This window comes from uncultured Helicobacter sp., from assembly GCF_947367035.1.
In the GTDB taxonomy this organism is placed as follows: domain Bacteria; phylum Campylobacterota; class Campylobacteria; order Campylobacterales; family Helicobacteraceae; genus Helicobacter_D.
Window position 1 is genome coordinate 1 of the sequence record NZ_CANBCA010000038.1, and the last position, 11,558, is coordinate 11,558.

Annotated in this window: 11 protein-coding genes; 5 read left to right on the forward strand and 6 right to left on the reverse strand. The window is 33.1% G+C overall.

Annotated features, from left to right (window positions below; all coding sequences use genetic code 11):
* Positions 1 to 81 precede the first annotated feature (81 nt).
* Positions 82 to 1,158 (reverse strand): alanine racemase, encoded by a 1,077-nt coding sequence (locus Q0Y61_RS09000; protein ID WP_297814273.1) that lies wholly within the window; start codon positions 1,156 to 1,158, stop codon positions 82 to 84.
* A gap of 33 nt (positions 1,159 to 1,191) precedes the next feature.
* A complete protein-coding gene (locus tag Q0Y61_RS09005) occupies positions 1,192 to 1,509 on the reverse strand; it encodes a c-type cytochrome (protein WP_297814274.1) in 318 nt (105 codons plus the stop codon).
* 198 nt (positions 1,510 to 1,707) lie between these two features.
* Here Q0Y61_RS09005 and Q0Y61_RS09010 point away from each other — a divergent pair, with 198 nt between their 5' ends.
* The 5 genes from Q0Y61_RS09010 (at position 1,708) to Q0Y61_RS09030 (ending at position 6,949) form a co-directional block, all read left to right on the forward strand.
* The gene (locus Q0Y61_RS09010; RefSeq protein ID WP_297814275.1) at positions 1,708 to 3,306 is read left to right on the forward strand and encodes a HAMP domain-containing sensor histidine kinase; all 1,599 of its coding nucleotides are present in this window, start codon (positions 1,708 to 1,710) and stop codon (positions 3,304 to 3,306) included.
* A 14-nt stretch (positions 3,307 to 3,320) separates the two neighbouring features.
* Positions 3,321 to 3,998, forward strand: coding sequence for a response regulator (locus Q0Y61_RS09015; RefSeq protein WP_297814276.1), 678 nt, complete (start codon positions 3,321 to 3,323; stop codon positions 3,996 to 3,998).
* A gap of 90 nt (positions 3,999 to 4,088) precedes the next feature.
* The gene (locus Q0Y61_RS09020; protein ID WP_297814277.1) at positions 4,089 to 5,219 is read left to right on the forward strand and encodes a hypothetical protein; all 1,131 of its coding nucleotides are present in this window, start codon (positions 4,089 to 4,091) and stop codon (positions 5,217 to 5,219) included.
* Complete coding sequence (locus Q0Y61_RS09025; RefSeq protein WP_297814278.1) at positions 5,219 to 6,595, forward strand: cytochrome P450; 1,377 nt, start codon at positions 5,219 to 5,221, stop codon at positions 6,593 to 6,595. The genes Q0Y61_RS09020 and Q0Y61_RS09025 overlap by 1 nt, the downstream gene beginning before the upstream one ends.
* Positions 6,596 to 6,949 carry a hypothetical protein gene (locus Q0Y61_RS09030; RefSeq protein WP_297814279.1) on the forward strand — a complete coding sequence of 118 codons (354 nt, stop codon included), beginning with the start codon at positions 6,596 to 6,598 and terminating at the stop codon, positions 6,947 to 6,949.
* Here Q0Y61_RS09030 and Q0Y61_RS09035 read toward each other — a convergent pair.
* From Q0Y61_RS09035 to Q0Y61_RS09050, 4 genes are all read right to left on the reverse strand, one after another.
* On the reverse strand, positions 6,944 to 8,194 hold the full coding sequence (locus Q0Y61_RS09035) for a capsular biosynthesis protein (protein ID WP_297814280.1): 1,251 nt from the start codon (positions 8,192 to 8,194) through the stop codon (positions 6,944 to 6,946). The two genes, Q0Y61_RS09030 and Q0Y61_RS09035, sit on opposite strands and share 6 nt — an antisense overlap.
* Positions 8,195 to 8,214: 20 nt before the next feature.
* Positions 8,215 to 9,942, reverse strand: a complete 1,728-nt coding sequence (locus tag Q0Y61_RS09040) for a polysaccharide biosynthesis/export family protein (RefSeq protein WP_297814281.1) — start codon at positions 9,940 to 9,942, stop codon at positions 8,215 to 8,217.
* Complete coding sequence (locus Q0Y61_RS09045; RefSeq protein WP_297814282.1) at positions 9,942 to 11,069, reverse strand: capsule biosynthesis protein; 1,128 nt, start codon at positions 11,067 to 11,069, stop codon at positions 9,942 to 9,944. Before Q0Y61_RS09045 ends, Q0Y61_RS09040 begins: the two co-directional genes overlap by 1 nt.
* 2 nt (positions 11,070 to 11,071) lie before the next feature.
* Positions 11,072 to 11,558: ABC transporter ATP-binding protein (locus Q0Y61_RS09050; protein ID WP_297814283.1), on the reverse strand; the 487-nt coding region annotated here is incomplete at its 5' end.

Sequence of the window (11,558 nt, forward strand, 5' to 3'; positions counted from 1 at the left end):
TTTCTTATTTTGGATAAAAGACTTTAGTTTATTTTGCCCCCCCCCCCATATATTTTGCTTTTGTTTCATTGAACTTCTTTATTATATTATAATTTTTGGAATATAGGCGTGTAAGTGCGATAGAATCTCATAAGGGATTGTATTAAATGCGCGGGCAAATATACGAGCGTCATTAAAAATACAAATTTCTTCTTGTGTGGATTCTATACTAATGCAATCCATTGAAGCACGTGGCAAGATTTTGAATCCCTCTGCACTTAAAATTTCCATTCCTTCGTGCAAACGAAATAAGCCATCTCCATAGCCAATATCATAAGTAGAAACCGCACTTTCTTGATTTAACGCACTTGCACCGCTGTATCCTATCCTTGCACCACTTTTGAGGTTGAGAGTGGAAATTCTTTTGGCAAAAAGTGCAGCAATGGGTTGCAGATTTGGCATAGCAAAAGCGGAATCTTGGCATAAATAGCCATAAAATGCGATTCCAATGCGAAACAAATCATCTTGCAAATCTTGCGGCAAACGATGATGAAAATCTTTGGCGTGAAAAGCGCCAGAGGAGCTTAAAGAATGGAATCGCGGTTTAGGAAGTTTGTAATGTGTACATAGTTGTAAAGATTCTTGTTTGATGTTAGAAAATTCCATATTTTGTGTATAAAATTCACTGCCAAAATCATCTCCAAATCCAATATGTGTAAAAATGCCTTTAAGGTTTAAATTGTTTTTAGCAATGATTGAAAAAGCTTTATTTAAATCCTCTTTTGCGATTCCATTGCGATGCATTCCGCTATCAACTTTTAATTCAACCTTAGTGCCTTGAGGGTAGCTCTGCAAAGTTTCTAAACTAGGAGCGCAGAAATAAATATTGGGTGCTTTTAATGCAGCCTTGAGGTAAGAATCACACGGCAGCGAATCGGGATATAAAATAGTAATGTGATGAAAAAAATTTATAATTTCTAAAGCTTCATAGGTGTTTTTCACAAAAGTGCTTTGTATCTTAACACGTTTAGCAAGTTCTGCAATTTGTTTAAGTCCGTGTCCATAGGCATTATCTTTTAAAACAATCGCAATCTTTTCATGGTTTTTAGGTGCAATTGTATTTAAAATAATCTGGTAATTATGTAAGAATTTTTGGGAATCTATTTGTAGGTAAGGCATACGAGGAATATGCCCCAAAGGGGCAAGAGAAATCTATTTAACTGCAGGAAGCTTAGAAATATAATCTGCTACTGCATCAATGTCTGCATCTGTTAGTTTAAAGTTTTTCATATTTGCATACATAATAGCCTTAGCACCACCATTATCTGCTGTGCCTGCTGCATAGCCTTTGAGTTGCTCTACGATTCTTGTTTTATCCATTCCAGCAATTGTTACACCACCTTTACTTCCTGGAGCGACTTTTTCAGCATTTACTCCGTGGCACGCAATACATTTTTTATAAATTGCTGCACCATCACTTGCCATTAAACAGCCAGTTGCCAATACAATTCCTAACAAAATCTTTTTCATAGTTAAACTCCTTTATGTTTAAGATATTTGTAATCCTATCTTTGTTTGTATAAAATAATTCTAAAATTTTGCAAAATTATTGAAATTTTTTTATAAATTACAAGTTTAAGGCTTTTTTAGCATTTTTATGTAGAGTTTTAAAAATTAGTGTTACAATGTCGCACAAACTATTTTTGAAGATTTTACAAGGTTAAGTATTTGAAAGTATTTAATTTTTTGGGGACAACATTAGAAGCAAAAGCACGTGTATTGGTTTTTAATATTGCTTCGGGATTACTTTCTTTAGCCGTTGTTTCTTATGTGTATTATTTCAGTCTAAAATATGATTATGATGTCCTTTTTGCAGAATATAGTCAATCGTTAATTAGTTTAGAAGAATTGCATAAATATGTGAATAATGCACAAAGCTTAATTGCAAGTCATAACGAGACAGAGATTCTAAAGGTAAAAGAAATGATTGTTGCTCAATGGATAAATTATAAAAGCCTACAAAGTAATCTTTTGAATGAAAGTTATTTTACATATTTTTTACTAAAAATTTATAATCTCTTTGGTAAAGAAAACTTAACTTTATACGAAAAGACTCATTTTGAAGCAAATCTTAATCATCTGAATAATGCCATTAATGAATATCTTGATTTATTGGGAAATAGCATTGTGCGGGGCATTCCTAATCAAGAGGAAATTTTTAAACAAAGTGCAAACAATCTTAACCAACAAATTTCACAGATGATTGAAGCAAGTTTGCATTTTGTGGAGATTAAAAAAGCTCGTAATAATGCTCTACATAGCGTTGTGCATAAAGTTGTTTTAGTAATGATGTGCTTGATTATGCTAACAACAATTTTGCTTAGTTTTTTAATCTTGCGTAATATTAAAAATTTACACGCAATGTCTGAGAAAAAAGTGCAAGAAAAAACAAAAGAATTACAGAATCTTAACAATTCTTTGCAAGAAAAAATTAAACAAGAAGTTTTGGAGAGTCGCACAAAAGACCAAATTATGTATCAACAAGCACGGCTTGCAAGTATGGGAGAAATGATTGGAAACATTGCGCATCAATGGCGACAGCCTTTGAATGCGCTTATGCTGCTGATTCAGACTTTTAAGGTGAAGTCTCAAAATGGAAAGTTAACACAAGAATTTATTGATTTACAGGTAAATGATGGTTTAAAAATTGCTAAGGCTATGTCTCAAACCATTGAAGATTTTCGCAACTTCTTTCATTCTTCTAGTGATAAGGAGGTTTTTAATTTAAAAGAAAATATTCAAGATTCTATTTCGCTTGTTGATGCGTTTTTGAAACAAAATGAAATTAATATTGAGGTGAATTGTCCAAGCAACATTGAGCTTTATGGTTATAAGAGTGCATTTTCTCAAGTGATTTTGAATCTCATAAAAAATTCCGAAGATGTTTTAAAAGAACGATTGATTTCACCTGCTAAGATTCGTATTGTAGTCAGTGTGGAAAATGATGGAGATTTCAAAGAAATTTCTTCTAAGGGTTGCGTTAAGATTCTCTTTACAGATAATGGTGGGGGGATTAAACTAGAGGATATTCAAAAAATTTTTGAACCCTATTTTACAACTAAACATAAATCTGTTGGCACGGGGATTGGGCTGTATATGTCCAAGCAAATCATAGAAAAACAAATGCAAGGTAGCATCGAAGTGTGTAATGTGCGTTATAACGATAAGTTAAATTTATGTGAAGAAAAAGTCTGCATACAAGATTGTCCGATTAAAGATGGCAGTTGTGGAGCGCAATTTATGATTAGGATTCCACTTAAAAGCTAAATTAAGGAGAAAATATGTTATCAAAAAATAATGAAAAAATTTTAAAAAATCTAAAAGTTCTTTATGTTGAGGACGAAGAGGACATATTAAAATTTGCTTCTATGGTGCTTGAAGATTATGTAGATAAACTTTTAATTGCTAGAAATGGTAAAGAAGCTTTAGAAATTTTAAAAAGTGAAAATATTGATTTAATCATTACAGATATTTTAATGCCTAAACTTAATGGCATAGAACTAATTAAAGAAATTCGCAAAAATCCACTTTGGGATTTATCTGTTATTGTCGTAACAGCACATACAGAAACGCGTTACTTGCTAGATTGCATTGAATTACGGGTTGATGGATATATTTTGAAACCTATTGATGTAGAGGAGTTATTAAAAACGATTTTTCGTGCTACTTTACCCAAATATCAAGCAAGTGAATTGCGCGCCAAAAATATCCTTTTGAATGCAATTTCTGTATTTGTTGGTGGTAAAAAAATTGAAATCATTAAATATCTCATTGAACATAGTGATAGTGAAAATATTTTTTATGGTTCGTATGAAGATATTGTGCAAGAAGTGGGTGTGAGCAAACCCACAGTAGTCAAAACATTTCATCAGCTCATTGATACAGGTTTGCTTGTGCGATTAAAAAACAAGATTTACAAATTCCAGCCTGATATTTCACAATATAAAGAAGAATCTTAGTATAAGTTTATTTTATAAAGCATTAGCCATTAAGCGTGAAATGAAAATATTAGGACAAACAAAAGTTAAGATGGATTACAAAGAGAGCGTATGGAAAGTAAAAAAGATGTATTTTATTTAGCGGGTTATGACCCACGTAGTTATCGCTATTATTATGCACTCTTAAAAAGGAATCTTTATAAACAAAATCATCTCAATGGATTAAACTTAAGCGTTTCTCCTTGTAATCAAGAAGATGGGATTCCTTATTGTATGATTTTAGGTGAGCAATCACGAGTGAATTATCATTTTTTACAATGGGATAAAATTGTAAAAAAATATTGGGCAAAAAATTTGTTTGATTTTGTATTTGATTTTGCATATTTTTTAAAACAATATATTTTTTCTGGTATTTTTAAGATTTTTGCAAAAGAATCTAAAACTCAACTCATTGCAGGTTTATATCCAATTTTGTATTTTTTTTTAAGTTATATCTTGAGTTTTATTGGAATCTTTTTTTTATTTAAAATAATAGAACCTTGGAATCTTTTTTTTGCATTTTTAATGGTTATAGTATGTTTGTGGGTTGCTACAAAAATTATTTTATATTTTGGACAAAGATTTGCAGTGTTTTGGCTGTCTAATATTTATTCTTTTTGTGCTAAATATGCAACAGGAAAGATTATAGAATCCCAAGATCTTATAGAGGAGTTTAGCCAAATCGTTTTAAAAGCATTACAAAATAATCAAAAGACTAAAAATTATGAATTAATCTTGTGCGCACATAGTGTCGGGACAATTTTGGCGATGAGTGTTGCAGCAAAAGTTGTTAGAATCGCACAAGAAAAGAATCTTGATTTGCATTGTTTTAAGATTCTGACATTAGGGCAGTGCATTCCACTCGTAAGTTTCCAAAAAGGCTGTGGGCAGTTTAAAACAGATTTACAAACTCTTGGGAATGTGTCTCTTGTATGGTTTGATTTTACTGCTAAAATTGACGGAGCTTGTTTTCCATCGCTTGATTTTTTTCGTGCTTCTGGAATCCAAGCGAAATTTAAACCGAAGTTTTTATCCCCTAGATTTCATCAGCTCTTTACTCCAAAAACTTATAAAAAAATACGTTATAATTGGTATTTGGCACATTTTTTATATTTGTATGCGAACGAGATTTTAGGTAAATATGATTTTTTTAATTTTATTGGCGGTAAAAATACTTTAGAATCCAAAATAGGAGCCATATAATGGGACAATGTCCATTTTTCCCCAAACCACACAAAAACAAAGCAAGTTTGCTAACCACTTTTTTTTTAAAGAGACGTTCTTGGCTTGATGGCTTGTATGAGAAAAGTTATAAGATGAAATCTGGACAAGTTAAAATGCCCGGATTTGATTTGTATGTTATTAATCACCCTAAAGATGTGCGCCGTGTAATGGTAGATGAAGTGCGAAAATTTCCTAAAAGCCATTGGTTGCATCAACTTTTAAAGCCCCTACTTGGTGAGAGTATTTTTACGACTAATGGTGAAGTATGGCAAAGGCAAAGAGAACTTTTGCGTCCAAGTTTTGAACAAGCTCGTATTACAAAAGTTTTTGATTTGATGAGTGAAGCAGTAGAGGATATGATGAAAAAACTTGCACTTTATCCAAATGGTGCGGTAATAGAAGTAGATGAGGTGATGACTTTTGTAACAGCTGATGTAATTTTCCGCACTATTATGTCCCAAAAACTAGATGAAGAACAAGGCAAAGAAGTTTTAGATGCTTTTGTAATATTCCAAGAACAAACCGTGCATACTGCAATTCGTAAGATGTTTTGTATTCCACAATGGATTTCTTATCTATTGGGTGAGCGCAAAAGAATGAAGGCAGGCGATACGATTCGCAAAGTCTTAGCCGAGATTATCAAACCGCGTTATGACGCTATTAGTGCAGGAAAAAATGGAGAATATGAGGATATTTTAGCCTCATTATTGGAAGTGGTAGATACACAAAGTGGCAAACGTTTTAGTTTTGAGGAGATTTTAGACCAAGTTGCAATGCTATTTTTAGCAGGACACGAGACCAGTGCTAGTGCTTTAACTTGGACTTTGTATATTTTAAGCATTTCACCACAAGAACAAGAAAAGGTTTATCAAGAAGTTTTTGAAGTTGCAGGTGAGGAGGATTTGACTTTGCAGCATATTCGTAAATTAAAATATATTTCTAATATATTCAAAGAATCTTTGCGCCTTTATCCTCCTGTGGGATTCTTTGCAAGAACTGCAAAGGAGGAAGTAAAAATTCAAAATAAGCTGATTAAGGAAGGTTCTGGAGTGGTAGTCGCTCCTTGGCTAATTCAAAGGCACGAAAGTTATTGGAAAAATCCACACGAGTTTAATCCTAGTCGTTTTGAAAGTAAAGAGACAATTTTAAAGGATACTTATCTGCCATTTGGAATGGGGGAACGTATTTGTATCGGGCAAGGGTTTGCTATGCAAGAGGCTATTTTGATTTTAGCAAATATTTTAAGAAAGTATAAATTAAAATTGCAAGAAGATTTTATTCCAGATGTTGTAGGGCGTTTAACGATTCGTTCAGCTAATGGAATGCAGATTCAATTCACGAAAAGAAGAGGTTAAATGAAAGAGAAGTTAGCAGGAACTTTGTTATTATGCGCACTTGTTCCTTTGATGATTGTTGGGTATTTGCTCATTGTTATCGTAGGAACATTTGGCAAAGTTTCGCGTGTGCGACAAGGAGTGCGGGCATTAGACCATTTTGTGAATGCAACATTATTTAATGGTTATGCGTGGGAATCGGTTTCTTCACACGCTTGGCGCGAAAGAGAAAAAAAGTGGGCAAAAATAGTGATAAAAATTACAGATTTTTTTCAAAAGGACCATTGCAAACGTGCAAATGCAAGAGAACAACCTATTATTGATTTGGTGCTTAGAAAACGTTTGAATGACCAAACAATTGGCAAACAATTATGAGTTTGGGCGGGCTTGTTTAGTTTTGGAGTTTAGTTTTGTGTAATATTGCGGGGGGGGGGGATTTTTATATGAAAGTGTGCCATAGAAGCTACCATTAATTTGATTGTGGTCTATAAGATAGCTTCTAAAGTTCATAAAAAGTTGCTGGTTGATTTTAAATTTTTTTGCATTACTCCAAAATTTATTAAGGGGTCCTTGAAAAGTTAGCCCTTCCATATTATAAAATGCGCTTCCACATACTTTTGTTGGACATTTGTGTAAAATACTTGAAAGTCCTGTCGTGCTGTTAATGACCACACAACCAAGTGCATTGTGTAGGAATTTTGGCAAATGAATATCGTGCAGATAAATGATTCTTTGGCTCACATTGAATTTTCTTGCTTGACGTTTGATGAATATTTTATAATTTTTATAACCCCTATCCATTGGGTGATGTTTAATGACTAAAAAATGTTGAGGTTTAGAATATAGTGCAAAAGAACGAATAGAATTTTTTATAAAACTTTCAATTCTTCTACCCTTAAAATGGTTTTTAATTTGTGTGTCATTATGCACTTGTAAAATCAAAGCAAAGTATTGTTTTTTGGATTCTAAAATAAATTCAATATCTTCTTTTTCACTAAATTTATAAAATTGTTTTCTAAAAATAGAAAGAAACCAAGGGAACATTTCCATACCACTTAAACTACGATGATGTAGCTTGTTATTAAAGTATAATCCACACCAAAAAGAAGCAAACCAATAAAGAAAAGAGAACCAAGCCATATTTCTAAAAGAATGCATGACATTACATTCTTGAGCTTTTGTTTTAGGGCAATAGTTGAGAAAATCTTGTGGATTTTTTGAGAGAGTAGAATTTGCATTAACCCCTTGGTATTCTAAAGTAATAAAATTTGGGCGAATGTAACCCTCCTCAAAAATAAAACAAGGTATTTTAAGAGACCTAGCAACTTCAATTGCAATCTTATGTAATGGGCGACAATCATTAAACATTAAAACCTTTTGAATTTTGTTGGTGAAATAGAAGTGTTGAATAAATTTTTTAAAATCAGCCAATTCACCACGATAACTTTGCGCACCAAAAGGAAAAAATAGTAAATCCCCTCCGTTAAAATTGAGCTTAAAAATCTGATTACCACCCTTTTTTAGTTTTTGCGCTAAGTGGTAAAAAAACGGACCTACTGGTCCTTGTAAGAGGAGAATATTGGAATCTTTAAATTGCGAAATAGCGTCATTTAATTGCATTTGCGATTCTTATGGGTTATCTATAAATCTAAAATAACTTTAGTGGCAATAGCAACTTGATAAAGAATCTGAGTTAAGGCACTTGTGATTTGTAATCCACGTCCTGTTTCTATCTCTGGCAATACGAGTAAAGCATCTCCTGGACGCATTGTTGGTGCGCTAGAGAGTGCTAACCAACTTCCATTATAACGTTCTGCTTTACCATTGGAACGAATCACTAAGATTCGTTTTTTATTGGCACGTTCTGTAAAATCACCTGCTAGTTTAATATAATCTTGCAAACCTTTGGTGCTATCATAAACAAATGCACCCGGAATTGCTACTTCACCTTGCACTAATACAAGATTGCTATAAGCCGGAATATTAATAATATCACCTTCTTCAAGAATAGTCGTTGCGTAAGATTGCTTATTTTCTAAGACAACTTGTCCTTTAGGCTGCACATTTTTAGCGCGTTCAATGAATTCTAAAACCATTTTGGAATGACTTGCGCGCATACTTGCTTCTTGTGCAGTAACAGAGGAGGAAGTCAGTGCCAAAGTTTCAAGTTCTTTTAATTGTGCTTCAATGAGCCGCTTTTGTGTTTGTGCAACACTTTTACGGTAGAGTTGAATTGCGTCTATATTAGATTGTTTGTTGGGCTTTAATTTTAATACGACTTCTGCTAGACTTGTGCCTTTTTTGACCACCATAGAATGTATGCCACTATGCTCCCCTTCAATAGTAATGTGGATATTTTCTGCATTGTAGTCGGGGCGAAATTCTACCTCATCTCCAACTTTTAAAGGAACAGCTTGGAATTCCTTTTTATTATAGGAAGCTACATCTATCGTATGATTGGGTAGGTAAGAGCGCACAACTGCATTCGTTACAATAGGCTTTGCTCCAGCAGCATTGGCTAAATCTTGGAGAGTTTTTATGTTGTCTTTTAATTCAAATCTAAAAGGTTTTTGCACATCTCCTTGAGCAAAAGCATAACTTTCTACATTTTTAACTAAGATAACATCCCCCGTTCTAAATGGGAATAATTGCAACTTGCCATTAAAAAGAAAGTCATATAAGTCAATATTTAAAACAATTTTATTGTCACGCAAAATTTCAATATTTCTAAAGCTACCATACTCTAAGTTGATTCCACCTGCTTTATCTAAGTATTGCACAACAGAGTCCGAACTTAAACCTTGATAAAGACCCGGACGATTGACATTACCAGTAACAAAAATTGAGACATTTTGATAAACATTCATATCGGCATAAACAAAGACATTTTGCTTATAGATTTTAGCAATGCTTGCTTTTAAAACCTTAACTAAATCCCCATTTTTGACACCTAGTAAATTAACAGCTCCCACACTTGGAACAAATACATTGCCTTGTGAATCCACCATAAGTTCTTGTTGGAATTCCACTGCTCCCCACATTCTAAAGTTGATTTTATCACCCACGGCAATTTTATAATCTGGATTATAGAGTGATTGTGAAGCTTGTGTGAAGTTGCCATTGAATAAGTGCGCTCCAAAAACAGAGGGTAATTGAGGTGAAACAGAATTTTGTGCGTTGGTTGTAGAAATATCATTCGTATTAGTAGGTTGAGTTTGACTTTGGGTCATTTGCACAGAATTAATATCATTGGTCTGGATATTTTGATTGCTCATTTGGCTTTGGACAGGTGAAATAGATGAAACATCTACTGCTTGGGCAAACGTGAAGAAAAGGCTAATTAATAATATTTGAACAGATTTTTTCATTAGTATTTATGCTCCTCTATAATCATTGCGATAAGTTTTATAATGCCATAAACCATAGACAGAATCGCAAAAATCGTAAGAATGTTATATAGCTTTTTGGGATATTCTGCAGATTGTGGTTCGTTTGCATTTTGAATTACTACTAATTGTTTGATTTTGCGACTGGATTCTATCCTTGTAGTTTCAATAGCAGTTAATGCTACTTTATAAGCATCTTGGGCAAATTGTACTTCAATTGTTAGATCTTGAAATTTCGCCGCTAAATTATTCAAACGTTTAGAGTTATTGGAGGAAACAATCTTTGAGGTTTCTTTAGATAATTGTTTTTTTAGTGCATTGATTTCTGATTTTAACATAACAATTTGTGGTGCATTTTCGTTGAGATAAGTTTGCATTGTTGTCAGTTGTGTTTCTTTTTCTGCAATTTTATTTTCAATACCAGTGGTGAGATTTGCTTTTGCTTCAGCTTGTTTAAGTGGGTCAAATACGCCATAACGACTTTGGAATGTTAAAAGCTCATTTTTGGCATTTTGCAAACGCGTTTTTGCTTTTAAAAGTTCTTGTTCTGCAAATATCATTTGCTCTCTTGCCGCACTTTGCGAGATTTCATTGACAAAATGTTCAGATTCTTTTAAGATAGCTTGAGCAATCGTTTGTGCATCTTGTGGTAAGAATCCTTCTACATTTACTTGGAGTAAGCCTGAAGTATCATCAAACACTATTTTAACTCGGTTTTGATAAAACTTCAAAAAACTTTCTTGGTCGGCATTATTTAACAGGATAAAGAATGGGTCTTTTTTCTGCGCTTGGTAGAGTGTTTTGATTTGTATTGTTTGTTCCAGTTTATTTAGCATATCCAAAGAATGAATATATTGCTTTAAAAATAACACATCTTCTCTTGCTCCTGTATTGATGCCAACTAATGAGGCTAAACCACTTACAGGCGCAATATCACTATTGATAGAACGCACACTTAATGTGATAGAACTTACATAGCGGTCAGCTGCAATAAAAAGATAATAAAAAATGACAAAAACCATTAGTAAATACACAACTTTAAAGCTTTTGAGGAATGGTAAAAGCTTTTGAATATTAGGTTGTTGTAAAAGAGATTTTAAAAAAGTCATATTTATTGTCCTTGATATGCCTTAATACCTTCATCAACATCGTCATAGACTTTTGCTATGCCATCTTGAATGTGAATAATTTTGTGGCACCATTTTTTGATTTCTGAAATACTATGAGATACTAAAATTACTTTAGAAGTACTTAACTTTTGTTGATAGAGTTCTTCACTCTTTTTTTTAAAAGATGGATCTCCTACTGCACCAGCCTCATCAATGAGATAATAATCAAAATCAAATGCCATACTCATTCCAAAAGAAACCCTAGAGCGCATTCCAGAAGATAAAATACCAATTGGTTCATCAAAAAATTTCCCAATTTCGGCAAATTCTTCTACAAAAGTAATTTTTTCTCTTAAAGCATTGCCCTTATAGCCATAAACGCGTGCAAGAAATTTGATATTATCCCTTGCGCTTAATGTCCCTTGAAAAAATGCCCCAAGTCCAATAGGAAAAGATATTTTCTTATCCGTGATGACTTTACCTTTATCG

Excerpts from the sequence above, each read along its gene's own strand:
- Q0Y61_RS09025 (WP_297814278.1), top strand. The coding sequence starts at position 5,219 with ATGGGACAATGTCCATTTTTCCCCAAACCACACAAAAACAAAGCAAGT.
- Q0Y61_RS09045 (WP_297814282.1), bottom strand. The coding sequence starts at position 11,069 with ATGACTTTTTTAAAATCTCTTTTACAACAACCTAATATTCAAAAGCTT.
- Q0Y61_RS09005 (WP_297814274.1), bottom strand. The coding sequence starts at position 1,509 with ATGAAAAAGATTTTGTTAGGAATTGTATTGGCAACTGGCTGTTTAATG.
- Q0Y61_RS09020 (WP_297814277.1), top strand. The coding sequence starts at position 4,089 with ATGGAAAGTAAAAAAGATGTATTTTATTTAGCGGGTTATGACCCACGT.
- Q0Y61_RS09015 (WP_297814276.1), top strand. The coding sequence starts at position 3,321 with ATGTTATCAAAAAATAATGAAAAAATTTTAAAAAATCTAAAAGTTCTT.
- Q0Y61_RS09000 (WP_297814273.1), bottom strand. The coding sequence starts at position 1,158 with ATGCCTTACCTACAAATAGATTCCCAAAAATTCTTACATAATTACCAG.
- Q0Y61_RS09040 (WP_297814281.1), bottom strand. The coding sequence starts at position 9,942 with ATGAAAAAATCTGTTCAAATATTATTAATTAGCCTTTTCTTCACGTTT.
- Q0Y61_RS09035 (WP_297814280.1), bottom strand. The coding sequence starts at position 8,194 with ATGCAATTAAATGACGCTATTTCGCAATTTAAAGATTCCAATATTCTC.
- Q0Y61_RS09030 (WP_297814279.1), top strand. The coding sequence starts at position 6,596 with ATGAAAGAGAAGTTAGCAGGAACTTTGTTATTATGCGCACTTGTTCCT.